24 protein-coding genes and 1 tRNA gene are annotated in these 23,606 nt (G+C 69.2%); 16 read left to right on the top strand and 9 right to left on the bottom strand.

Annotated features, from left to right (window positions below; genetic code table 11):
• Positions 1-7: 7 nt before the first annotated feature.
• A complete protein-coding gene (locus WJM96_RS21900) occupies positions 8-712 on the bottom strand; it encodes a CoA transferase subunit A (RefSeq protein ID WP_424814691.1) in 705 nt (234 codons plus the stop codon).
• Positions 713-831: 119 nt separating this feature from the next.
• Here WJM96_RS21900 and WJM96_RS21895 point away from each other — a divergent pair.
• From WJM96_RS21895 to WJM96_RS21875, 5 genes are all read left to right on the top strand, one after another.
• A tRNA-Ala gene (locus WJM96_RS21895) sits at positions 832-907 on the top strand.
• Positions 908-991: 84 nt separating this feature from the next.
• The gene (locus tag WJM96_RS21890) at positions 992-2,128 is read left to right on the top strand and encodes a glycosyltransferase (protein WP_424814690.1); all 1,137 of its coding nucleotides are present in this window, start codon (positions 992-994) and stop codon (positions 2,126-2,128) included.
• A 16-nt stretch (positions 2,129-2,144) separates the two neighbouring features.
• Complete coding sequence (locus tag WJM96_RS21885; protein WP_424814689.1) at positions 2,145-3,095, top strand: DUF808 domain-containing protein; 951 nt, start codon at positions 2,145-2,147, stop codon at positions 3,093-3,095.
• Between the two features lie 46 nt (positions 3,096-3,141).
• The gene (locus WJM96_RS21880) at positions 3,142-3,771 is read left to right on the top strand and encodes a glutathione S-transferase family protein (protein ID WP_424814688.1); all 630 of its coding nucleotides are present in this window, start codon (positions 3,142-3,144) and stop codon (positions 3,769-3,771) included.
• A gap of 85 nt (positions 3,772-3,856) precedes the next feature.
• Positions 3,857-4,783 (top strand): cation diffusion facilitator family transporter, encoded by a 927-nt coding sequence (locus WJM96_RS21875; protein ID WP_424814687.1) that lies wholly within the window; start codon positions 3,857-3,859, stop codon positions 4,781-4,783.
• On the opposite strand, the gene WJM96_RS21870 is transcribed toward WJM96_RS21875, so the two are convergent.
• The 4 genes from WJM96_RS21870 to WJM96_RS21855 form a co-directional block, all read right to left on the bottom strand.
• Positions 4,773-5,801: an amidohydrolase family protein gene (locus WJM96_RS21870; protein ID WP_424814686.1), complete on the bottom strand. Its 1,029-nt coding sequence runs from the start codon at positions 5,799-5,801 to the stop codon at positions 4,773-4,775. The genes WJM96_RS21875 and WJM96_RS21870 overlap by 11 nt on opposite strands.
• Positions 5,798-6,775 (bottom strand): Bug family tripartite tricarboxylate transporter substrate binding protein, encoded by a 978-nt coding sequence (locus WJM96_RS21865; RefSeq protein ID WP_424814685.1) that lies wholly within the window; start codon positions 6,773-6,775, stop codon positions 5,798-5,800. The genes WJM96_RS21870 and WJM96_RS21865 overlap by 4 nt, the downstream gene beginning before the upstream one ends.
• A gap of 62 nt (positions 6,776-6,837) precedes the next feature.
• Positions 6,838-7,689: a prephenate dehydratase gene (locus WJM96_RS21860; protein WP_424814684.1), complete on the bottom strand. Its 852-nt coding sequence runs from the start codon at positions 7,687-7,689 to the stop codon at positions 6,838-6,840.
• A 15-nt stretch (positions 7,690-7,704) separates the two neighbouring features.
• A complete protein-coding gene (locus WJM96_RS21855) occupies positions 7,705-8,436 on the bottom strand; it encodes a 3-deoxy-manno-octulosonate cytidylyltransferase (RefSeq protein WP_424814683.1) in 732 nt (243 codons plus the stop codon).
• Between the two features lie 130 nt (positions 8,437-8,566).
• Here WJM96_RS21855 and WJM96_RS21850 point away from each other — a divergent pair, with 130 nt between their 5' ends.
• From WJM96_RS21850 to WJM96_RS21800, 11 genes are all read left to right on the top strand, one after another.
• Positions 8,567-9,100 (top strand): c-type cytochrome, encoded by a 534-nt coding sequence (locus WJM96_RS21850; protein WP_424814682.1) that lies wholly within the window; start codon positions 8,567-8,569, stop codon positions 9,098-9,100.
• 13 nt (positions 9,101-9,113) lie between these two features.
• Positions 9,114-9,896 (top strand): inositol monophosphatase family protein, encoded by a 783-nt coding sequence (locus WJM96_RS21845; RefSeq protein WP_424814681.1) that lies wholly within the window; start codon positions 9,114-9,116, stop codon positions 9,894-9,896.
• A gap of 39 nt (positions 9,897-9,935) precedes the next feature.
• A complete protein-coding gene (locus WJM96_RS21840; RefSeq protein WP_424814680.1) occupies positions 9,936-11,774 on the top strand; it encodes an extracellular solute-binding protein in 1,839 nt (612 codons plus the stop codon).
• Positions 11,771-12,865, top strand: a complete 1,095-nt coding sequence (locus tag WJM96_RS21835) for a microcin C ABC transporter permease YejB (protein ID WP_424814679.1) — start codon at positions 11,771-11,773, stop codon at positions 12,863-12,865. The genes WJM96_RS21840 and WJM96_RS21835 overlap by 4 nt, the downstream gene beginning before the upstream one ends.
• Positions 12,862-13,590 carry a DUF3891 family protein gene (locus tag WJM96_RS21830; protein ID WP_424814678.1) on the top strand — a complete coding sequence of 243 codons (729 nt, stop codon included), beginning with the start codon at positions 12,862-12,864 and terminating at the stop codon, positions 13,588-13,590. The genes WJM96_RS21835 and WJM96_RS21830 overlap by 4 nt, the downstream gene beginning before the upstream one ends.
• Positions 13,587-14,624 carry an ABC transporter permease gene (locus tag WJM96_RS21825; RefSeq protein ID WP_424814677.1) on the top strand — a complete coding sequence of 346 codons (1,038 nt, stop codon included), beginning with the start codon at positions 13,587-13,589 and terminating at the stop codon, positions 14,622-14,624. The genes WJM96_RS21830 and WJM96_RS21825 overlap by 4 nt, the downstream gene beginning before the upstream one ends.
• Positions 14,625-14,757: 133 nt before the next feature.
• On the top strand, positions 14,758-16,347 hold the full coding sequence (locus WJM96_RS21820; protein WP_424814676.1) for an ABC transporter ATP-binding protein: 1,590 nt from the start codon (positions 14,758-14,760) through the stop codon (positions 16,345-16,347).
• A gap of 13 nt (positions 16,348-16,360) precedes the next feature.
• Positions 16,361-16,807 (top strand): hypothetical protein, encoded by a 447-nt coding sequence (locus WJM96_RS21815; RefSeq protein ID WP_424814675.1) that lies wholly within the window; start codon positions 16,361-16,363, stop codon positions 16,805-16,807.
• Complete coding sequence (locus tag WJM96_RS21810; protein WP_424814674.1) at positions 16,807-17,739, top strand: 2-hydroxyacid dehydrogenase; 933 nt, start codon at positions 16,807-16,809, stop codon at positions 17,737-17,739. Before WJM96_RS21815 ends, WJM96_RS21810 begins: the two co-directional genes overlap by 1 nt.
• Before the next feature lie 48 nt (positions 17,740-17,787).
• Positions 17,788-18,810, top strand: coding sequence for a zinc-binding dehydrogenase (locus WJM96_RS21805; protein ID WP_424814673.1), 1,023 nt, complete (start codon positions 17,788-17,790; stop codon positions 18,808-18,810).
• On the top strand, positions 18,807-19,688 hold the full coding sequence (locus WJM96_RS21800) for a lipid A biosynthesis lauroyl acyltransferase (RefSeq protein ID WP_424814672.1): 882 nt from the start codon (positions 18,807-18,809) through the stop codon (positions 19,686-19,688). Before WJM96_RS21805 ends, WJM96_RS21800 begins: the two co-directional genes overlap by 4 nt.
• A gap of 60 nt (positions 19,689-19,748) precedes the next feature.
• On the opposite strand, the gene WJM96_RS21795 is transcribed toward WJM96_RS21800, so the two are convergent.
• The 4 genes from WJM96_RS21795 to WJM96_RS21780 all read right to left on the bottom strand — a co-directional run bounded on the left by WJM96_RS21795 (position 19,749) and on the right by WJM96_RS21780 (position 23,596).
• Complete coding sequence (locus WJM96_RS21795) at positions 19,749-20,720, bottom strand: Bug family tripartite tricarboxylate transporter substrate binding protein (RefSeq protein ID WP_424814671.1); 972 nt, start codon at positions 20,718-20,720, stop codon at positions 19,749-19,751.
• Positions 20,721-20,778: 58 nt separating this feature from the next.
• The gene (locus WJM96_RS21790) at positions 20,779-21,417 is read right to left on the bottom strand and encodes an exopolysaccharide biosynthesis protein (protein ID WP_424814670.1); all 639 of its coding nucleotides are present in this window, start codon (positions 21,415-21,417) and stop codon (positions 20,779-20,781) included.
• A 161-nt stretch (positions 21,418-21,578) separates the two neighbouring features.
• Positions 21,579-22,385, bottom strand: a complete 807-nt coding sequence (locus WJM96_RS21785; protein WP_424814669.1) for an enoyl-CoA hydratase — start codon at positions 22,383-22,385, stop codon at positions 21,579-21,581.
• Positions 22,385-23,596 (bottom strand): CaiB/BaiF CoA transferase family protein, encoded by a 1,212-nt coding sequence (locus tag WJM96_RS21780; protein WP_424814668.1) that lies wholly within the window; start codon positions 23,594-23,596, stop codon positions 22,385-22,387. The genes WJM96_RS21785 and WJM96_RS21780 overlap by 1 nt, the downstream gene beginning before the upstream one ends.
• Between the last annotated feature and the right edge of the window lie 10 nt (positions 23,597-23,606).

Below are 23,606 nucleotides of genomic sequence, written 5' to 3'. Positions count from 1 at the left end.
GTTCTCCTTACGCCGCTTTCCGCACGGTGCGGTTCTCGATGCGCTTCTCGTATCCGGCGGGCAGCGCGATCATGCGCTTCACATAGACGCCGGGCGTGATGACGTGGTCCGGATCGATCTCGCCCGGCTGCACCAGGTGCTCGACCTGCGCGACGGTGACCTTGGCCGCCGTCGCCATCATCGGATTGAAGTTCCGGGCCGTGCGCCGGTAGACGAGGTTGCCTTCCGTGTCGCCCTTCCAGGCGTGGACGAGGGCGAGGTCGGCCACGATGCCGCGCTCCATCACATAGGTCTCGCCGTCGAAGACCTCCGTCGGCTTGCCTTCCGCCACCGCCGTGCCGACACCGGTCTTGGTGTAGAAGGCCGGGATGCCGGCGCCGCCCGCGCGGATGCGCTCGGCCAGGGTGCCCTGCGGGTTGAACTCGATCTCGAGCTCGCCGGCCAGGAACTGGCGGGCGAATTCGGCATTCTCGCCGACATAGCTCGCGATCATTTTCTTGATCTGGCGGGTCCGCAGGAGCTTGCCCAGGCCCACATCGTCGATACCGGCGTTGTTCGAGACGACGGTGAGGTTCTTCACCCCCGCTTCCTTGACCGCATCAATCAGCACGGCAGGTATGCCGCAAAGGCCGAACCCCCCGGCATGGATCGTCATTCCATCCTTCAGCAGCCCGGCCAGGGCCGCCGTGGCGTCCGGAAACACCTTGCGCATTCAGCTTCATCCCTCTTGGTCGTCGCCGGAAAGCTACCCGCGACCCGGGATCGAAGAAAGAGCGCAGGAGGGGGTATTGCGGCCTTCGCGGAGCGTGGCTATACGACCGCCTCCCACGGGGGGCCATAGCTCAGTTGGGAGAGCGCTTGAATGGCATTCAAGAGGTCGGCGGTTCGATTCCGCCTGGCTCCACCACCCACCCCGGCTGATTGAAGGGCCAGGGTTTTCCTCCAAATCGCTGATTGGCCGTAACGCCCACGCCGTGCGTATATCGCACGAATGCCTGAGGCCGTGTCCGCCTTGCTGCTCGCCTTCCTCGCCAGCTGGCGCAGCTGGACCGGATGGCTGTGGACACGTGGATTTTCCCGGCCCGCCGCGGCGGATTCCGGCCGCGTCACCCTCATCCTCCCCTACGCGCCCCCGGGCGACCTGCTTCCGCTGCTCCGCGCGCTGGAGGCGCAGAGCCTGCGCCCACACCGCCTGGTCCTCGCCGTCGCATGCGAGGGCGATCTGCCGCCCCTCCCGGCCCTCGGCTTTCCGGTCGATATCGCCGTGGCGGGGCCCGCCGCGAATCGCGGGCAGAAGAGCCAGAACCTCGCGACCGGATTGTCGCTGCTGGACGGGACGGAGCAGGCGGTCGTGTTCCTCGATGCCGATATCCGGCCCGAGCCCTGGTGGCTGGGCACGCTCGCCGCGCCGGTGCTGCGCGGCGACTGCGACCTCTCCGGCGGCTATCGCTGGACGATCCCAGCGGATAACGGCGCCGCCGCGCAGGCCATCGCGTGGCTGGACCGGGGCTGGGCGCTCTTTCCGAAGCTGCCCGGGATGCGGCTCGCCTGGGGCGGCTCGCTCGCCTTCGCGCCGCGCCACGCGCCGCTCGTCGCGGCGGCGCTGGCGCATGGCGTCTCGGACGACCTCATGATCGCGCGAAGCGCCCATGAAGCCGGGCTGCGCACGACCATCCGCAACACCGTGCTATCTCCCTCGCCACTCGCCTCGGCCGGTGCCTTGGGGTTCTGGACGCGGCAGCTCCGCATCCTGCGGCTCTACAACCCGGCGATCTGGCGCCTGCAGTTCACCGCGGCACATCTCGGGCTGCTGCTCTGGGTCGCGCTCGCGGCCTCGGGGCTCTGGCTGGCTTTCGGCGCGCTGGTGCTGGCCCTGCTGCTGCGCGCGGCGATGCAGGACATGGCGGCCCGCCGGATCGGCGCGCGAGACCGCCCGTCCACGCGGCTATGGCAGGTCTTGCTCGCCCTGGTCCCGCTGGCCGAGGTCGTGGGCCTCCTCTGCCTCTGGCGCAGCGCCTTCGGGCGCGAGATCCGATGGCGCGGCATCGCCTATCGCATCGCGCCCGATGGCGGCGCGCAGGTGGTCATGCAACGCGAACCGCCTCCAAGCGCTTCCCCCCGGACATGACAGAAGGGAGAGGCTGGTGGCCACCGGACTGATCGCATTGCTCGACGACGTGGCCGCCATCGCCAAGGTGGCGGCCGCGAGCCTGGACGATGTCGCGGCCGGCGCCGCCAAGGCCAGCGCGAAGGCAGCAGGCGTGGTGATCGACGACGCCGCCGTGACGCCGCGCTACGTCGTGGGCTTCACGGCCGACCGCGAGATCCCGATCGTCAAGAAGATCGCCGTCGGCTCGCTCCGCAACAAGCTGGTCTTCCTGCTGCCCGCCGCCCTGCTGCTGAGCATGCTGGCGCCCTGGGCCATCACGCCGCTGCTCATGCTCGGCGGCGCCTATCTCTGCTTCGAGGGCGCGGAGAAGGTGATGGAGGCGCTAGGCCTCGCCGCGCATCACGACGCGGCGGCCGCCCCCACGGCCACCGACCCCCGCGCGCTGGAGGACCAGAAGGTCACCGGCGCCATCCGCACGGATTTCATTCTCTCGGCCGAGATCATGGCCATCGCGCTCGGCACCATTCCGGAAATGGGCTTCTGGTCCCAAGCCGTGGTTCTGGCCGTGGTCGGCGTCGGGATCACGGCCCTGGTCTATGGCGCGGTGGCGCTCATCGTCCGCGCCGACGACCTCGGCATGGCGCTGGCGAAGGGCAGCACCGGCGGCGGAGGGCCGGGCATGCGCGCGCTCGGCCGCGCCATCGTGCGCGGCATGCCCGCCTTCCTGAAGGTGCTGAGCACGGTGGGCACGGCCGCGATGCTCTGGGTGGGCGGGCAGCTCATCCTGCACGGGATGGAGGGCTACGGCCTCTCTGCCATCCCGCACGGCATTCACCTCGCCGCCGAGGGCGCGGCGCATGCGATGCCCGCCCTGGCCGGGACCGTCGAATGGATCGTCTCGGCCGCGCTGGCGGGCGTGTTCGGCCTGTTGCTCGGCGCCGCGCTGGCCTTCGCGATCGGCCTTGTCCGCCGCTTTACAGGCTGAGGCGCGCGGCCGAATCTCGGGCCCTTCGCTTCGGGAAAGACGCCGCATGCTCAAGCTTCTGGGCCGGAAGAACGCCTTCAACGTCCGCAAGGTCCTCTGGCTGCTGGACGAGCTGGGCCTGCCATTCGAGCAGGAGGATTGGGGGCGCGACTTCCGCCCTACCCAGGTTCCGGAATTCCTGGCCCTCAATCCCTTCGGCACCGTGCCCGTGCTGCTGGATGGCGAAGCAGTGCTGCGCGAATCCCACGTCATCCTGCGCTACCTCGCCTCGCGCGAGCACGCCTGGTCGCTTTACCCGCGGGGGCTCGTGCAGCGCGCGCATGTCGAGGCCTGGATGGACTGGGTGGCCTACGACATGACGGTGGCGATGCGCGGCGGCTATCTCGGCGGGGAGCTGGGGCTCGAGCCCTGGGCCCAGCCGCAGTTCCGAGAGGTCGGCCAGGCGGAATACGCGAAGCGCATGGGCCAGATAGACGCGGCGCTGGCCGACGGCGGCCCCTTCCTCTGCGGGCACGAATTCACCCTGGCCGATATCCCCGCCGGCTTCGTGGTGCATCGCTGGTTCCATCTGTCGAAGCTGCCGGAAAAGCCCGCCATGCCGGCTTTGGGCGCCTATTACGAGCGCCTCTCGGAACGCCCGGCCTTCCGGCGCCACATTCGCAACGGCCTTGCGTGAGGTTCCCACAATCATAGGTTGTGTGCCGTCACATCAAGGACTTGAATGGCGCGGCAGGATGGACGCAGGGGCAAGGAACATGGACATGGGCGCCGCCGGGCAACCCCCGGACGAGAGGCAGGCGGCCCGCGAACGCGAACGCGCGATGCTGACCGGCGTCTCGCTGGACGTCGCGATCAACCTCACCAAGCTCGTCACCGCCCTCTGGGCGAATTCCCTGACCCTGCTCGGCGACTGGCTGCGGGGCGGGCTGCTGACCCTGCTGCAGATCTTCCTGCTGGTACTGATGCGAAAGATCCATCGCGGGCAGCTCGCCGGATACGACTACGGGACCCGCAAGCTGGAGCAGTTCCTGAACGTGGTGGTGGGCGGGGCCATGCTGCTGGCGGCGCTCTGGCTCGGCGTCACCACCTTCCTGCACAGCGGCGCACATCCGCCGCAAAGCACGGCCGGGCTGGCCCTGGCACTGGGCGCCGCGACAACGAACCTGGTGATCAACACCTACGTGCTCTCTCGGCTCTGGCGCGCGGCGAAGGGCGGCGTCTCCATCATCATCAACGGCCAGGTCGTGGCCCGGCTGATGCAGACGCTGGTCTCCTTCGGCGTGGCGGCGGCGGTGGGCACGAACCTCGCCTACCAGGGCACCCCGGTGGGCGACTGGGCCGATATTCTGGGCTCCATCTTCGTCGTGGCCACCATGATCGGCTTCGGCGTGAAGATCATCGGCGAGGCGGTGCCCCATCTGCTCGACCGCGCGCTGGCCGAGGCGAACCAGGGCGTCATCAACCGCGTCCTGGCCGAGCATTTCGACGACTACGAGGAACTCCAGGCCGTCCGCACCCGCACCGAGGGGCAAAATGCCTGGGTGGAGATCGAGGTCGGCTTCGCGCCCGCCCGCAGCATCGCCGAGATCCAGGTCATCGCGGACCGGCTGGCCGCGCAGGTGCGGCTGCGGATCCCGCAGGCCCAGGTCATTGTCATCCCGCGGGTCGCGACGCCCTTCAGGGCGTGAGCCGGTAGACCCGCGCCGCGGTCCCAGAGAACAGCGCCTCCCGCTCCGCCGCGCTGGCGCCTTGCGTCAGGCGCTTGAAGGCGTTCCAGAGCTCGGCATAGCCGCACATGCCCTTGTCCACGGGGAAGTTGCTCTCGAACATGCAGCGGTCGGGCCCGAAGAGCTCGATGCAGGTCTCGATCTGCGGCCGCCAGTCCGCCGCCAGCTGCTCGGAACTCGGCGGCAGCTCGCGCGTGTGCCATTGCTTGCCGCTGACCTCCATGGCGAGGCCGCCGAGCTTCACCACCACATTCGGGCAGGCGGCCAGCGCGGCCATGGAATCGCGCCAGGCCGCGAAGACCTCGGCATCGCGGCCGGCATAGGGGCCGACGCCCAGCTGCCCGCCGCAATGGTCGATCACGACGGTCGTGACCGGTGCCGCGCGCGCCACCTGCAGGACCAGCGGCAGCTGCGGGTGGTACGCCCAGATGTCGAGCGTCAGCCCCATCTCGCCCAGGCGCTTGGCGCCCTCGCGGAAGGAGGGCAGGCCGAGCGGGCCGGGCGGCGGCGTCTCCAGATTGCTCCGCACGCGCGGCGAGGCGTCCCAGGCGGTGCGGTTCCGCACGCCCCGGAAATGGCCCCTCCCCGCCGCGACATGCTCTTCCAGCAGCGGCGCGACCCGGTCGCCCAGCGTCAGGTCCACCAAGCCCACGATGCCAGCGCAGGCGCGGGTGCGGCCCCGCGCGGCTTCCTCGGCGAGGCCCGCCATGAAGCGCGTCTCGCCCAGCGGCCGCCGCGCGGGATCGGGGTCCGCGTCGTACATCGAGGCGCATTGGATGAAGACCGTCGCGCGGACGTCGTGGCCCGTGCCCGCGTCGCGCAGCAGTTCGGGGAGGAGGTACGTCTCGCCGTGACGGTCCCAGATGTGATGATGCGGATCGATGATCGGCAGCTCCGGCTCCAGGGCCGCTTCCTGCCGGCGCGCCAGCCAGGCCTCGTCGATGGCGATATGGCCGCCGGCCGTGAGCCTGGCGCTCATTCCAGGCGCATTCCCGTCTCCACGATGATTTTCTGCAGCATCTCGCTCTGCGAGCGGAAGAAGGCGGCGAACTGCTCGGGCGAATTCGGGCCTGCCGTCAGGTCGCCATTGCGCATCACCTGCTGGATCCCCGGCTCCACCACGATCTCGTTGAGCATGGCCGAAAGGCGCGCCACGATGTCGGGCGGCGTGCCCGTGCGCACGAAGATGCCGTTCCACTCGGCCGTGTCGAATCCCGGGATGGTGTCGTAAAGCGGCGGCAGGTCTGGGAAGGCGTTGATACGCGGCGTGCCGGCCGTATGCGCGAGCGCCCGCAGCCCGCCGCTGCGGACATGCGCGACGGCGCTGTTGACGTTGCCGAGATACATCGAGATCGAGCCCGCGAGCAGATCCGCCAAAGCGGGGCCGCCGCCGCGATAGGGCACGTGGTTGGCCCTCACCCCGGCCCCGCGCAGGAAGAGCTCCAGCACCAGATGCTGCATCGAGCCGATGCCCGAGGAACCCGCGGGGAAATTCCCGTTGGCCGCGCGCATCAGCGCGATCAGCTCCGCAGCGTTGCGGGCCGGCACGCTCGGGTGCACGAGGAGGAGCTGCGGCACGCTCATGGTCTGGAAGACGGGAAGGAAGTCGCGCGTGGCCGAATAGGCCAGGTCCTTCATCAGCGAGGGGATGAAGGAGATGGTCGTGGATGCGTTCATGATGGTGTAGCCGTCGGCCGGGGCCTGGGCCACCGCCAGCTCGCCGATCGTGCCCGTGGCGCCGCCGCGATTCTCGACCACGACGGGCTGGCCCACCTTCTGGGAGAGCGCATTGGCATAGATGCGCCCCGTGAGGTCGGCCGCCCCACCCGCCGGCCAGGGCACGACCATGCGGATCGCGCGGTTGGGCCAGGGCGCCTGGGCCAGCGCGGGCGCCGCCAGCGCGGCGGCGGCCCCCAGCCCGAGGCCGCGGCGGGATACGGAGGCAATGGTCATGGCGCAACTCCCGTCTGGGCCGCGCTCATGTCAGCGGCGCGGCCTCTGCGCCACGCCTAAAGCTAGACGCCCTCGTGCGCCAGCCGGAAAGCGCTCGCCGGATAGGTGCCGAGCACCCGCAGCTCGCGCGAGAAGAAGCGAAGCTCCTCCAGCGCGCGGAACAGATGCGGCTCGTCCGGATGGCCATCCACGTCGCAGAGGAATTGCGTGGCGGTGAAATTGCCGTCGAGCATGTAGCTCTCGAGCTTCGTCATGTTCACGCCATTCGTCGCGAAGCCGCCCAGCGCCTTGTACAGCGCGGCCGGCATGTTGCGGACCCGGAACACGAAGGTGGTGACGGGGTGGGCCATCTCGCTGGCCGCCACGAGCCGCCGTTCCCGCGCCATCACGTAGAAGCGCGTGGTGTTGTGCAGCGCGTCCTCGACATTGCGGCGCAGGATCTCGAGCCCGTAGATCTCGGCGGCCAGCTCGCTGGCGATGGCGGCATCCTCGATCGTGCCGTTCTTGGCCAGCAGTTCCGCCGCGCCGGCCGTATCGGCCTCGATCACGGGCGTGAGGTTCATCTCCTTCAGCAGCTTCAGCACCTGGCCGAGCGCAACGGGATGGCTGTGCGCGCGGCGGATGGTCTGCAGCGTGGCGCCCTTGCGGGCCAGGAGGCAGTGCTCCACGCGCTCGAAATGCTCGCCGATGACCGAGAGGCCCGAATCGGGCAGCAGGCGATGGATGTCCGGCACGCGGCCGGCGAGGCTGTTTTCGCACGGCAGCATGGCGAGCTCGGCGTCGCCATCGCGCACCGCCTTCATCGCTGCCTCGAAGCTCGGGCAGGGCAGCGTCGCCCAGCCCGGATAGGCGTGACGGCAGGCGAGGTCGGAATAGGCGCCTGGGACGCCCTGGAAAGCGATGATCTGTGCCATGTGCGTTTCTTCGTTTCAGTCCGAGAGCAATTGCCGCGCGCGGGCGAGGTCGGCCGGCGTGTCCACGCCGAACGGTCCATGCGCCACGCGGGCCACGGAAATCCGCATCCCCCCCTCCAGCGCGCGAAGCTGCTCCAGCTTCTCGCGGCGCTCCAGCGGGGATTCCGGCAGAGTCACGAAGCGCTCCAGCGCCGCGCGGCGGAAGGCGTAGACCCCGATATGGTGCCAGCGCGGGCCCTCCCCCCAGGGGATGGGCTGGCGGCTGAAATAGAGGGCGGGCGCGACCTCGGCATCGCCCTCGAAAGCGCAGGCCGCCTTCACGAAGGAGGAGGTGTTGGCCTCCATCTCGTCCGCGATGGGGCAGACCACGGTGCCGATGGAGACGCCGGGATCCGCCAGGGGCTTCAGCACGGCCTGCAGCAGCAGGGGGTCCAGCGTGGGAACGTCGCCCTGCAGGTTTACCACCACGTCATGCGTGCCGAAGGGGTCGAGCTCGGCCAGGGCGCGGTGGACGCGGTCGGTACCGCTGGGCACGTCATCCGCCACGAGGACGGCCCGCCCGCCCCCGGCTTCCACAGCGGCCACGATCTCGGGCTCGCCGGCCGCGACGGCCACGGGACCTATCCCGGCCTCCCGCGCACGGTCCAGCACATGCAGGATCATGGGACGGCCGGCGATATCGGCCAGGGGCTTGCCGGGCAGGCGGGTCGCGGCCATGCGCGCCGGAATGATGACGATCGGGTTCACGATGGGAAATCCGGTTCGCGGGGCGGTTGATGCGGCGCAAGGGCGCCTGTATGGGAAAGGACGAATAAGTCAGGGCCGGGCTTCGCGCAAACCACGCGGGCGGCCCATCGCTCGGAAGGGTCTGCTCGGCATGAGCCTGGAGTTCAACAAGGCGTTCGCGGCGGTTCTGACCGCGGGCATCGCGTTCATGGGCGCGGGCGTGATCGGCGGCGTCCTGGTTCACCCCCATCGACTGCACGAGCCCGCGATCTCGCTGGGCGCCGTGACGCCGGAGGCCGCGCCCGCCGCCGCCCCGGCCGCGCTGGAGCCCATCAGCCCGCTCCTCGCCGCCGCGAATGTCGAGAACGGCCGCGCCATCGCCGCCCGGGTCTGCGGCTCCTGCCACACCTTCACCGAGGGCGGCCGCGCCGGCGTGGGCCCGAACCTCTACGGCATCGTGAACAACCACCATGCCCACATGGCCGGCTTCAACTACAGCCCGGGCATGAAGGCGAAGGAGAGCCAGCCCTGGGACTACGAGGCGCTGAACACCTTCATCGCCGGCCCGGCCCGCGCCATCCCCGGCACGCGCATGGCCTATGGCGGCATGAACAGCGCCTCGCAGCGCGCGGACCTGATCGCCTATTTGCGCAGCCTGGCCGCCACGCCCGCCCCGCTGCCCTGATCCGGCGCCCGGCATGATCGACCCGCGCTTCGTCGAGGCCGCCGAAGCCGCGGCCGATCTCGCCGGCACCATCATCCGTCCGCTCTTCCGCTCGGCCCTGCTGGTCGAGGCGAAGGGCGACGCCTCCCCTGTCACGGAAGCCGATCGCGCCGCCGAGCGCGCGCTGCGCGCCTTCCTGACGGAGCGCTTCCCCACCCACGGCATCATGGGCGAGGAATACGGCACCGAGCGCGGCGATGCCGAATACCTCTGGGTGCTCGATCCCATCGATGGGACCCGCGCCTTCCTCACCGGCCGCCCCCTCTTCGGCACGCTCATCGGCCTGCTTCATCGCGGGGAGCCGGTGCTCGGCCTCATCGACCAGCCCGTGACGCGGGAGCGCTGGGTGGGCGTCGCCGGCCAGGGCACGCGCTTCCACAGCCCCATGGGCGGAACCGTCGGCTCCCGCGCCTGCGCCTCGCTCTCCGTGGCCGAACTCTCCTGCACCTCGCCGGAGATGTTCCCGCCCGCCGACTGGGAACGTTTCGATGCCGTCCGCCGCGCCGCGCGCCGCGTGACCTGGGGCGGCGACTGCTATTCCTACGGCCTCATCCCCCTCGGCCTCGTCGATGCGGTGGTGGAGAGCGGGCTGAAGCCCTGGGACTGGGCCGCGCTGGTGCCCGTCATCGAGGGCGCGGGCGGCCGCATGACGGATTGGTTCGGCCAAGCCCTGACGCTGGACAGCCGGGGCGATGTGATCGCCGTGGGCGATCCGGCGTTGATGCCGGAGATCGTCGGCCTTCTCGGCCGACGCTAAAACTTGTCCAGGGAGGGGGCATCCCCCTATCTGTCCAGCATGAAACGCCGTGACCTCTTCGCCGCGGGCTTCGGCCTGGTCTCCTTCGCTGCCCCGGGGGGCCTCCTGGCACAGCAGCAGGGTCCGATCCGGACCCACGCGCTGTCCCTCCTCGGCGAGCCGGCCCTGCCGGCGGATTTTCCGCATTTCCCCTGGGCCAACCCGGACGCCCCCAAGGGCGGCGAGGTCGCGCTGACGCGGCTGGGCAGCTTCGACAGCTTCAATCCCTTCATCCTGCGCGGCACCGCCGATGCGGGAATCGCCAACATCTACGACACCCTTCTGATCGACAGCCCCGACGAGGCCAGCACGGAATACGCGCACCTCGCCTCCGCCGTGGAGATCCCGGCAGACCGCATGGGCGTCACCTTCGAGATCCGCGAGGGCGCGCGCTGGCACGACGGCAGGCCCGTGACGGCCGAGGACGTGGTCTGGACCTTCAACACGCTGCGCACCCAGGGCCGGCCCTTCTACCGCGCCTATTGGGGCGATGTGTCGGAGGTCGTGGCCGACGGCCCGCGCCGCGCGGTGTTCCGCTTCAAGAGCAACGAGAATCGCGAGCTGGCGCTGATCCTCGGCCAGCTCGCCGTCATGCCCAAGCATTGGTGGGAAGGCCGCGACTTCGCGCGCCCCACGCTCGACGTGCCGCTGGGCTCCGGCCCCTACAGGCTCGACCGCTTCGAGCCCGGCCGCAGCGTGGTCTACCGCCGCGTGGACGACTACTGGGCGAAGGATCTGCCCACCAAGCGCGGCTTCAACAATTTCGACGTCCTCCGCTACGAGTATTTCCGCGACACCACTGTCGATTTCGAGGCCTTCAAGGCCGGCCAGATCGACTTCCGCACCGAGAACCAGGCGCGCAACTGGGCCACGGGTTACGATTTCCCGGCCGTGCGCCGCGGTCTGGTGAAGCGTGACGAACTGCGCCACGAGCGCCCGACGGGCATGCAGGCCTTCGTGATGAACCTGCGCCGCCCGCTCTTCCAGGACCCGCGCGTGCGCGAGGCGCTGGGCCAGGTCTTCGACTTCGAATGGCTGAACGCCAACATCTTCAACGGGCTCTACACGCGCACGACGAGCTTCTTCTCCAATAGCGAGCTCGCCTCCTCTGGCCTGCCCGCAGGCAAGGAGCTGGCGGTGCTGGAGCCCTTCCGCTCGCAACTGCCGGACACCGTCTTCACCGTCGAATCGCGCCTGCCCACGACCGACGGCAGCGGCAACAACCGCGAGGGGCTGCGCCGCGCGCTCGACCTCATGCGTCAGGCCGGCTGGACCATCCGGGAGCGACGCCTCGTCAACGCCCAGGGCCAGCGTTTCGAGTTCGAGATCCTTCTGAACGGCCCCACCTTCGAGCGCATTGCCCTGCCCTATGTGCAATGGCTCCAGCGCCTCGGCGTCGAGGCCCGGGTGCGCACGGTCGATCCCGCGCAGTACCAGGTCCGGACCGACGCCTTCGACTATGACATGACGGTGGACGTCATCCCGCAATCGCTCTCGCCCGGCAACGAGCAGCGCGATTTCTTCACCTGCGAGAAGTCGCGGGAAAATGGCTCGCAGAACGTCGCGGGCTTCTGCTCGCCGGTGATCGACGCGCTGGTGGAACTGGTGATCAACGCTCCCGACCGCGAGGAGCTGATCGCCCGTACCCGCGCGCTGGACCGGGTGTTGCTCAACGGCGCCTACGTGATCCCGCAATGGCACCTGCGTGCCTTCTGGATCGCCTATTGGAACCGCTTCGGCCGCCCCGCGCGCAATCCGAAATACGGGCTGGGCTTCGACACCTGGTGGATCGATCCCACGCTCGACCGTGCGCTGACAGAAGCAAAACGCAGCCTGTGACGGCCTACCTCTTCCGCCGGCTGTTGCTGATCGTGCCGACGCTGTTCGGCATCATCCTGATCAACTTCGTCATCGTGCAGTTCGCGCCTGGCGGCCCGGTCGAACAGATGATCGCGGAGATCCGGGGCCAGGGACAGACGCTGGGCCGCCTCACCGGCGAAGGCGGCGGCGAGGTGCGGCAGGCGCCCTCGGCGCCGCCGGGCGGCGGCACCACCTATCGCGGCGCGCGCGGGCTCGACCCCGCCGTGGTCAGCGAGATCGAGCGCGCCTTCGGCTTCGACAAGCCCGCCTACGTGCGGTTCGGCGAGATGCTCTGGGGCTATCTGCGCTTCGACCTCGGCGACTCGCTCTTCCGGGGGCGTCCGGTCTGGGATCTCGTGGTCGAGAAGCTGCCAGTCTCCATCTCGCTCGGGCTGTGGTCCACGCTGATCATCTACCTGATCTCGATCCCGCTCGGCATCCGCAAGGCGGTCAGGGACGGTTCGCGCTTCGACCTCTGGACCAGCGCGGTGGTGCTGGTGGGATATGCGATTCCGGGCTTTCTCTTCGCCATCATGCTGGTGGTGCTCTTCGCGGGCGGCAGCTTCTTCCAGTGGTTCCCGCTGCGCGGCCTCACCAGCTCGGGCAGCGAGGCCTGGCCCTTCTGGGAACGCGCGCTGGACTACGGCTGGCACATGGTGCTGCCCACCCTCACGCTCGTGATCGGCGGCTTCGCAGGGCTGACGATGCTCACGAAGAACTCCTTCCTGGAGGAGATCAACAAGCAGTACGTGCTGACGGCACGGGCCAAGGGCGCCGGCGAGGCCCGCGTGCTCTACGGCCATGTCTTCCGCAACGCGATGCTCATCATCATCGCGGGTTTTCCCTCGGCGTTCATCAGCATCCTCTTCACCGGCGCGCTTCTGGTGGAGATCATCTTCTCGCTCGACGGCCTGGGACTGCTGGGCTTCGAATCCGCGATCAGGCGCGACTACACGGTGATGTTCGGCACGCTCTACATCTTCACCCTCTTGGGGCTGGTGATGCAGATCGTCAGCGACTTCACCTACACGCTCGTCGATCCCCGTATCGACTTCGAGGCGCGGCGATGATTCTCTGGCGCCAGGAAGACGGCAGCGTCCTCGCGACGCCCCAGCCGGCCCATGCGGTCCTCTCCGGCCAGCTCATGCGGGTGCTGGCCGATCCGCCGGATCCTTTCGAGCCCGTCGTCACCGCCGCCGCGCAGCATGATTGCGGCTGGATGCGCTGGGAGGCCGACCCCGAATTCGACGGCGAGACCGGCCTTCCCCGCGCCTTCAACGCGCTCTCCGGCGTGCAGCACGTGCCGCTTTGGGAAGCCGGCGTGCGGCTGGCCCTGGCCAGCTGGGGGCTCTGGGCCGGGCTGCTGGTCCTGCGCCACGGCTCCCTCATCTATCGCCTGGGCATCGAGCATCAGCGCATGGCGCCGGGGGACGACAGCCTCCGGGCCATGCAGGGCTATATCGAGCGCGAGAAGGCCTGGAGCGCCTCGCTGGCCCAGAAGCTCGGCGTCACGGAAGAGCAGGTCGCCGCCAACTCGAAGAAGCTCGCCCTGGTGGACGCGATCGCGCTCGGCCTGTGCTGGGGCCGCGATCCCTTCGATTGCGGGGCGGCGACGCTGAAGCGAACCTCCGCCTTCGAGGCCGTGCTCGACCCTTGGCCTCTCTCGGTCCCGGAGATCGCTCTGGAGACCGAGGCCCTGCACCTCAAGCCAAGCTACCTCGACGAGGGCGACATGCATGCGGGCCTTGCCGAGGCTCCGCGCGTCCCGCTGCGCTTCCGTTTGAGGCGGGCATGAATCTCTCGCCGCTGAACCGCCGGCGCATCGCGAATTTCCGCGCGAACCGCCGCGGGTCGATCTCGCTCGCCATCTTCGCGGTGCTTTTCGTGCTGACGCTCTTCGCCGAGTTCCTGGCCAACGACCGCCCGATCGTCGCGCAAGTGGACGGGCATTGGCGCTTCCCCGTGCTGGTGGACTACGCCGAGAGCGACATCGTGCCGGACGGCCTGCCCACCGAGGCCGACTGGCACGACCCGGAATTCATGCGGGAGGTCCAGCAGCGCGGCTGGGTGATCTGGCCGCCCATCCGCTACAGCCACGCGACCGTCGTGACCGGCCTCAGCGTCCCTGCCCCCTCGCCGCCCAGCCGGCAGAACATCCTCGGCACCGACGACCAGTCGCGCGATGTGATGGCGCGCGTGATCTACGGCTTCCGCATCTCCGTGCTCTTCGGCTTCACGCTCACCTTCTTCGCCTCGATCGTCGGCATCGTGGCCGGCGCGGTGCAAGGCTACTACGGCGGCTGGACCGACCTGCTCTTCCAGCGTTTCATCGAGATCTGGTCGGGCATGCCGCAGCTCTTCCTGCTGATCATCCTCAGCAGCGTGATCGAGCCTGGCTTCTGGACGCTGCTCGTCTTCCTGCTGCTCTTCTCCTGGATGGGCCTTGTCGGCGTGGTGCGGGCGGAATTCCTGCGCGGCCGCAACCTGGACTACGTGCGGGCCGCCCGCGCGCTCGGCGTTGCGGACCGGCGGCTGATGTTCCAGCACATCCTGCCCAATGCGATGGTAGCCACGCTGACCTTCCTGCCCTTCATCCTCTCGGGCTCGGTGACCATCCTCTCCACGCTCGATTTCCTGGGCTTCGGCCTGCCGCCCGGCTCGGCCTCGCTGGGCGAGCTGCTGAGCCAGGGCAAGAACAACCTCCAGGCGCCCTGGCTGGCCTTCACCGGCTTCGTGGTCCTGGGCGGCGTGCTGACGCTGCTGATCTTCGTCGGCGAGGCCGTGCGCGACGCCTTCGATCCGCGCAAGCTCCCGGGAGGAGGCCGATGAGGGAGTTTTCCGGCCCCTCGGCCGCCGGGCGCCTCCGGCGGCTTGGCTTCGCCGCGCCACTGCCTCGCCCGGCAGTCCAGGCTCATGGACGACGCCGTCCGCTTCGCGGCCGGATGATACTGGAGAGGCAGCCATGAGCCTGCTCAGCGTCGAGAACCTCTCCGTCGCCTTTCGCGGCAAGCGCGTCGTCCAGGGCATCAGCTTCCATGTGGATGCCGGCGAGACCGTCGCCCTGGTCGGCGAGAGCGGGTCCGGGAAATCCGTCACCGCGCTCTCCATCCTCCAGCTCCTCGCCAATACGGGCAGCAATCCCGAGGGGCGCATCCTCCTCGACGGCACGGACGTGCTCAAGGCGAAGCCTGCCGAGCTCCAGCGGCTGCGGGGCGGCGTGGCGGGCATGGTCTTCCAGGAGCCCATGACCTCGCTCAACCCGCTGCACAGCATCGGGCGCCAGGTCGGCGAGGCGATCACCCTGCATCGCCCGCTGCGCGGCGATGCCCTGAAGCGCGCCGTCGTCGAGACGCTGGTGCGCGCCGGCCTGCCCAATGCCGAGGAACGGCTCGCCGCCTATCCGCACCAGCTCTCGGGCGGCCAGCGCCAGCGCGTGATGATCGGCGCGGCGCTCGCCAACGAGCCCAAGCTGCTCATCGCCGACGAGCCGACGACGGCGCTCGACGTCACCATCCAGGCACAGATCCTGGAGCTGCTGGCGGATCTCAAGAAGCGGCTCGGCATGGCCATGCTGCTCATCACGCACGACCTGCAGATCGTCCGGCGCCATGCCGACCGAGTGGTGGTGATGAAGGATGGCGCGGTGGTCGAGCAGGGGCCCGTGGCCAGCGTCTTCGCCGACCCCAAGCACCCCTATACCCGCATGCTGCTGGCCACCGAGCCGCACGGCCGCCCCGCCCCCGTCCCGCCGGATGCCGCCGAGGTCATGGTGGCGGAGGCCGTGCGCGTCCACTTCCCCATCCGACGCGGCTTCTTCCGCCGCGTCGTGGCCGAGGTGAAGGCGGTAGACGGCGTCACCATCGCGGTGCGGGAGGGCGAGACCCTCGGCCTCGTCGGCGAGAGCGGCAGCGGCAAGACCACGCTCGGCCTCTCGCTGCTGCGGCTGGAGGGCAGCGAGGGCCGCATCCGCTTCCAGGGGCGGGACATCCAGGGCCTGTCGCGCGGCGAGCTGCGGCCGCTGCGCGCCCATATGCAGATCGTCTTCCAGGACCCCTACGGCTCGCTCTCGCCGCGCATGAACGCCGGCGAGATCGTGGGCGAGGGCCTGACGGTGCACGAGCCCAACCTCTCGGCCGCCGCGCGCGAGGCGCGCGTGGCCCAGGCGCTGGAGGAGGTCGGCCTCGACCCCGCCATGGCCGAGCGCTACCCGCATGAATTCTCGGGCGGCCAGCGGCAGCGCATCGCGATCGCCCGCGCCATCGTGCTCAAGCCGCGCCTGGTGGTGCTGGACGAGCCGACCAGCGCGCTCGACGTCTCGGTGCAGGCGCAGGTGGTGGAGCTGCTGCGCGGGTTGCAGGCGAAGCATCGCCTCGCCTACCTCTTCATCAGCCACGATCTGCGCGTGGTGCGCGCCATGGCGCATCGCATCGCCGTCATGCGCCAGGGCAAGGTGGTCGAGGAAGGCGAGGCCGAGGCCCTTACGCAAAACCCGCGCGAGCCCTATACGCGCGCCCTGATGGCCGCCGCTTTCGAGCTGCGCGCGGCGGAATAGCAAGGCTGATCTTGTGAGCGAAACCACCCATCCCTGGGCCGGGCAGGAACGCCAGAAGCTGCAGGAGCTGATGGATCAGGAGCGCGTGCGCCTGGGCGTCCATATCCGCAAGATGAACTCGCCCGGCAGCCCGGTCTACCGGTACGCCGAGAACGTCTGGCCGGCGGCGCTCATCCTTGCCTCCTCCTTCGCCGGCACGGCGCTCATTCATTTCTATGTCGGCGCGGCCATCCTGGGCATCGGCTGCTGGTGGTGGCTCGCCAAGGTGCTGCCGAAGATCAAGGACGGCGTCTTCATGCGCAGCGCCGCCTATGCCCTGGCCAGCGACGCGCATTTCGACGCGCTCTGGGCCGGCAATGTGCTGAGCCTCTACGCCAAGCTGCCCGATGGCACCGAGCGCGTGGCCACCAAGCGCGACGACTGGCGCGCCTATATCCGCAGCTTCTACGAGATCAATTGATGGCGATCCTCCTCTCCACCAAGCTCAACGCCATGGAGGCCTGGCGCGACGCGCTGCTGGCCGAGGATCCGGGCCTCGACATCCGTATGTTCCCCGATGCCGGCGACCCCGCCGATATCGAGGCCGCCGTGGTCTGGACGGCCCATGACCTGATGGAGCTGCGGCGCTACCCGAACCTCAAGCTCATGGTCTCGATGGGCGCGGGCGTGGACCACCTGACCCGCCCGCCCGGGCCGCCGCCGGGCGTGCCGGTGGCCCGCCTCAAGGATGCGCGGCTGACCAGCGGCATGGCGGAGTTCGTGCTGCTCAACGTCATGCGCTTCCACCGGCAGGACCTGGAGTACCGCGCCCAGCAGGCGGCCCGCATCTGGAACGAGCTGCCGGCGCCGGACACCACCAAGCGCCGCATCGGCATCCTGGGCCTGGGCGAACTCGGCAGCGCCGCCGCCCGCACCCTGCTGCCGCTCGGCTTCCCGGTCATGGGCTGGACCCGCAACCCCCGCCAGGTCGAGGGCGTGGAAACCTTCCATGGCGCGGACGGACTGGATGCCATGCTGCGGCGGACCGACATCCTGGTCTGCCTGCTGCCGCTGACGCCGGATACGCGGGGCGTGGTCAACGCCCGCACGCTTGGCCTGCTGCCGCGCGGCGCCTTCCTGATCAACGCCGCCCGCGGCGGCCATGTGGTGGATGCGGACCTGCTGGCGGCGCTGGATTCCGGCCAGGTGGCGGGCGCGGCCCTCGACGTCTTCGAGCCCGAGCCCCTGCCCACGGACCACCCCTATTGGGGGCACCCGAAGGTCCTGGTCTGGCCGCATGCCGCCAGCATCACCATCCCTTCCAGCGCCGCGCCCCAGGTGGTCGAGAACCTCCGGCGCGCCCGGGAAGGGCGCCCCCTGATCAATCTGGTGGACTTCACCGCGGGTTACTGAGCGGCAGAGGTTTGGTTTGGCGCCGGAACCCTGCTATCCGGCGCCCCCATGCGCGCGCTTCAGCTCCTGGCCGACCGTGACCTCCGCCTCGTGGAGATCGAGCCCCCGCCCCCTCCGGGCCCGGGCGAGATCCAGATCGCGATGCGGGCGGTGGCCCTCAACCACATCGACGTCTGGGGTTGGCGGGGCATGGCCTTCGCCAAGCGGGTCCTACCGATCTCCGTTGGCGCCGAGGGCGTGGGCGATGTCGCGGCCGTGGGGCCGGGCGTCACGGGCTTCGCCCAGGGGCAGATGGTGGTGCCCTATGGCGGCCTCACCTGCGGCACCTGCAAGGAGTGCCGGGCGGGGCGCGACAATCTCTGCGAGAACATCGCGGGCATCCGCGGCTTCCATGTGGACGGCTTCGCGCGCGGCCTGATCAACGTGCCCGCCCGCCAATGCGTCCAGGTGCCGCCCGGCGTGACGGTAGAGGACGCAGCATGCGCGGGCATCACCTTCTCCACCGTGCAGCACATGCTGTTCGACAACGCGCGGCTGGAGCCGGGCGAGACCTTGCTGGTCCATGCGGCGGGCTCGGGCATCGGCACCGTCGCCGTCCGCATGGCCAAGGCCATCGGCTGCACCGTCATCGGTACGGTGGGCGACCAGGCCAAGGCCGATAAGGCCAAGGCGCTCGGCGTCGACCATGTGGTGAACTACAACACCGACCGCTTCGAGAGCGTCGCCCGCCGGGTGACCAACAAGCGCGGCGTGGACGTGGTGTTCGAGCATGTGGGCGCGGCCACCTGGCAGGGTTCCCTGCTCTCGCTGAAGATGGGCGGGCGGCTCGTGACCTGCGGCAGCACCAGCGGCGTCTCGGCCGAGACGAACCTGATGATGCTCTTCCAGCGCCAGCTCAAGATCCAGGGCAGCTTCGGCGCCACCATCGCCAATATCCGCGAGGGCCTGGCGAAGATGGCCCAGGGCATCCGCCCCGTCGTGGACACGGTGCTGGGCATGGAGCGCTTCCAGGAAGGGCTCGCGCGGCTGGAAGCCCGCAACGTCTTCGGAAAGATCGTCATCAAGCTGTGAAGCGGCTGCAGACCATCGGCGAATGGCTGCTCGCGCAGCTCGTTCGCCTCATCTTCGCCTTGCTGCGCGCGCTGGGCCCGGACCGGGCCTCCAACCTCGGCGCCTGGGTGACGCCGCGTCTGGGCGTCTGGACGCGCAATCACAAGCACACGATGGACAACCTCCGCCTCGCCTATCCCGAGAAGACGGAGGCGGAGCGGCTCGAAATCGCGAAGGAAGCCTGGGCCAATCTCGGCCGGACGGCCTGCGAGTACCCGCACCTGGAAGCGTTGTTCGACGTGGCCAATGGCCGCGTGGAGGCCGACGAGGATTCGAAGCGCCGCTTCGAGGAGATCCGCGTCTCCGGCAAGCCCGTGCTGGTCTTCGCCGCGCATCTGGCGAATTGGGAACTGCCGGCGGTGGCGGCCTTCAAGCTCGGCCAGCCGGCAGCGATCCTCTACCGCACGCCCAACAACCGCTTCATCGCGGCCGATATCGTGGCGATGCGCGAACCCATCATGGGCCAGCTCATCCCTGCCGGCATCGCGGCGCCGATCCGCATGGCGGATGCGCTGGACCGGGGTCTTACGCTCGGCATGCTCATCGACCAGCGCTTCGGGCGCGGCCCGCGCGTGCCCTTCTTCGGGCACCCGGTGGCGGCCAATCCGTTCCTGGCACGGCTCGCCCGGCGCTTCGGCACGCCGGTGCATGGGCTGCGCGCCGTCCGCCTGCCCGGCAACCGTTTCCGGCTGGAACTGACCCCCGCCCTTGACCTGCCGCGCGACGCCAAGGGCCAGGTGGATGTCGAGGCCAGCACCGCCATGGTGAACGGCATCATCGAGGGCTGGGTGCGCGAGCACCCGGGCCAATGGCTCTGGATGCATCGCCGCTGGAGGTGAGGAGCTTCGGCCCGGGGCCATGCCTCGGGCCGGCGCGTCGGTGCCCGGCGTCCGGGGGCATCAATCCACCGTGATACCGTTCTCGCGGATGATGCGGCCGTTCCGCTCGAACTCCTCCACCAGGAAGGCATTGAAGGCCGGGCGCGACATGGGGCGGGTGGTGAGACCCACCTGGGTCAGCCGCGCGATGCTCTCCGGCTCGGCCAGGATCTGCGCGATGGTGTCATGCAGCTTGTCCAGGATGGGTGCCGGAACGTCGGAGCGCGCGACCATGCCGAACCAGGAATTGGACACCACGCCATGCACGCCCACCTCGTCGAAGGTCGGCGTCTCGGGCAGCAGAGGCTGGCGGCTGGCATCGGCGACCGCGATCGCCTTCACGCGCCCGTCGCGGATGGCCGGGATGGCGTCCGCCATGTTGGCGAACATCAGGTCCACCTGGCCGTTGAAGACATCCGTGATGGCCTGGGGCGAGCCGCGATAGGGCACATGCGTCATGGGCGCGCCGGTCGCGGCCCGGAAGCTCTCGCCGCCCAGGTGCAGGGATGTGCCGGTCCCGGAGGAGGCATAGGTGAGCCCGTGGCGTGACTTGGCCGCCGCCACCACCTCGGCCACCGTCGAGACGCCGAGGCGTGGGGCCGCGATCAGCACATGGGGGTTGAAGGCCAGGAAGCTGACGCCCGTGAATTCCCGCCGGGCATCGAAGGGCGGGTTGCGGATGAGGGTCGCGTTGATGGTGAAGCTGTTGGCGATCAGCAGCGCCGCGTAGCCGTCGGCCGGCAGCTTGGCCACCGCATCCGTGCCGATGATGGTGCCTCCGCCCGGCCGGTTGTCGATGATGGCGCCCTGGCCGATCAGCTCCTGCATGCGGGGCGAGATCATGCGCGCCACCACGTCCAGCGAGCCGCCGGCGGTGAAGGGCACGACGAAGCGGACCTGCCGGCTGGGCCAGGATTGGGCGACGGCTGGCGCGGAAAGCGGCACGAGAGGCGCCACGAGAAGGGCGCGGCGCGGAAAACCTGGGCGGGACATAGCTATTCCTGTGCGATTCATGACCGCACAGCAATTCGGATGCCAATTGGTGCTGGCTTTAGAAGATCCAGCCCAGCGCCTGCACGGCCATCCAGCCCAGCGCGCCCAGCACGCAGGTGGCGAAGATGCAGCCCAGCAGGGTCAGCAGCACGCCAATGCCGACCACGCGGCTATCGGCCTCGACCACGCCCAGCGCCATGACGATCGTGCCGAAGGCGGGCGGCCCGTTGGTGCCCGGTCCCGGCAGGATGAGCATGAGCGCGCTATAGGCCGTCAGCCAGCCCACCAGCCTGTCACCGGTGTTGGAGATGAAAAAGCCTTCGCGCGGCCGCACGAAGCGCTCGATCTTCTTCAGCCATTTGGTGGAGCCGCCGGCCAGGCGCAGCAGGTCCTCCCGCTTGATGGACTGGCGGGCGATGAAGCGCGGCAGCTTCGGCTCCCGCCGGCCCATGCCCATCTGGACGCCCAGGATCAGCATGGGAATGCCGAAGACCGAGGCCATTCCCGGCAACAGCGAAGGAAGACACAGCAGCAGGATCAGCAGGCCGAAGGCGCGGTCCCCGAAGGCTTCGCCCATCTCACCCAGCGTGATGCGGGCCCCTGGGAACTGCGCGGCCACCTCGGTGACGATGCGCGAGATCGGCGCCAGTTCCTCGTGCGGCAGGTCCGCGGGTGCGTGCTGGGTTAGACCGTCCAAAATAGCGTTGTCCTTGTCATCCACTGATCCGGTCCGCCCCGGAAGATGCGGAAGCTAGCGAGATACGGGGATGAATCCAGCGAAATGTGGCCGAGTTTCGCGTGACCATATTGGGAAGGCCTCAGCCCAAGGACTTAGGCCCCCTTTTTCATTCCAGGGCATTACGCTCCGGTAAAGACCGGCTTGCGCTTCTCCATGAAGGCCCGGCGCCCCTCGCGGTAGTCGGCGCTGTCGAAGCAGGCGTTCTGGGCGGCCGCGATGGCGTCCATGTCCCGGTCCCCCGCATCCGCCAGCACGGCGCGCACGGTGCGCTTGTTGGCCAGCAGCGAGAGCGGCGCGTTGCTGGCGATCGTGGAGGTGATCTTCGCGACCTCCGCCTCCAGCGTCTCGGCCGGATAGAGCTTGTTGATCAGGCCCAGGCGCTCCGCCTCCTCGCCGGAGATGCGGCCGCCCGTCATCAGGATGAAGTGCGCCTGCGCGGGGCCGACCAGCGCCACGAGATTGCTCACCATGTCGAAGCCGTAGGCGATGCCGAGCTTGGCGGCCGGGATGCCGAACTCGCTGCCCGTGCCCGCGATCCGCATGTCGCAGGACATGGCGATGCCAAGGCCGCCGCCCATGCAGAAGCCCTGGATCTTCGCGATCACGGGCTTGGAGAACTCCAGCAGCCGCTTGCGGCCATGGCTGGTCTTCTCGTTGTAGATCTTCTGCGCATCGGCGTCCGAGCGGCTCTTCTCGAACTGGCTGATATCGGCGCCCGAGACGAAGGCCTTGCCGCCCGCGCCTTCCAGCACGACGCAGCGGATCGCGGCATCGGCCTCGAAATCATCCAGCGCCTCGGCCATGCCGTCCCACATCGCGATGCTCATCGCGTTGCGCTTCTCCGGCTGGTTGAACACCACGGTGCCCACGCCATCCGCCTTGCGCGCGAGGATCTTGCCTTCGGCGTAACTCGTCTCGGTCATCATCAGCTCCCCAAAACACCTTTCGCGCGCAATGCGGCGATCTCTTCGCCGGTCAGGCCGGCTTCCGTCAGAATCTCATCGGCATGCTCGCCCAGCTCTGGCACCGGGCGCCGGATGCCGGGGCGGAGCCCCTCGATGTTGATCGGCGTGCGCACCACGCCCGCCGTTCCCAGCTTCGCATGCGGCACCTGCCAGACCATGTCCAGATGCTCCACCTGCGGATCCTCGAAGACCTCGCGGATGTTGTTCACCGGGCCGCAGGGAATGCCCGCCTGCTCCAGCTTCTCGATCCAGTATTCGGACGGGTGCCGGCTGGTCAGCTCGCCCACCGCCGCGTTCACCTCCGCGCGATGGCGCGTGCGGTCCTCAACGGTCTTCCACTCAGGCTTCTCCAGCCACTCCTCCTTGCCGACGGCGCGGCAGAACACCTCCCAGAGCTTGGGGGAGGAGGCGGCGATGTTGATGGGCTTGTCCGCGCTCGGGAAGACGCCCATCGGCGTGTTCACCGGATGATCGTTACCCGCCTGGCCCGCCACCTCGCCCTTCTGCAGCCAGCGCGTGGCCTGGAAGTCGAGCATGAAGACCTGCGCCTCCAGCAGGCTGGTATGGACCCAGCGGCCCCGGCCCGTCTTCTCCCGCTCGAAGAGCGCCATCATGACGCCCAGCGCCAGCAGGTTGCCCGCCGTCAGGTCGTCTATGGGGATGCCGACGCGCATCGGCCCCCGCCCCTTCTCGCCCGTGATGGACATGAGGCCACCGAGGCCCTGCGCGATCTGGTCCACGCCGCCGCGCTTGGAATACGGCCCCGTCTGCCCGAAGCCGGAAATGCTGGCGTAGACGAGGCGCGGGTTGAGGGCGGAGAGCGTCTCGTAATCCACCTTCAGCCGGTACTTCACCTGCATCCGCATGTTCTCGACCACCACATCGGCGGTCTCGGCCAGCTTCAGGAAGGCCGCGTGGCCCTCCGGCGTCTTGAGGTCGAGCGCGATGCAGCGCTTGTTGCGATGGAGGTTGGTGAAATCGAAGCCGTCGCGCGCGCCGGACATGCCGTCATTGGCGACGGGGGGCTCGACGCGGATGATCTCGGCTCCCCAGTCGGCGAGATGGCGCACGCAGGTGGGTCCCGCGCGCGCGAGCGTCAGGTCCAGCACGCGCAGCCCGTTCAGCGGCAGGGTGGTGGCGGCCTTCGCGGCGGCGGCGCTGTCATCGGGCATGTGTTCTTCC

Source organism: Roseococcus sp. YIM B11640, assembly GCF_049727625.1.
In the GTDB taxonomy this organism is placed as follows: domain Bacteria; phylum Pseudomonadota; class Alphaproteobacteria; order Acetobacterales; family Acetobacteraceae; genus Roseococcus.
Note: the sequence above shows the minus strand (reverse complement) of the source record. Positions and strands in the feature narration are given on the sequence as shown.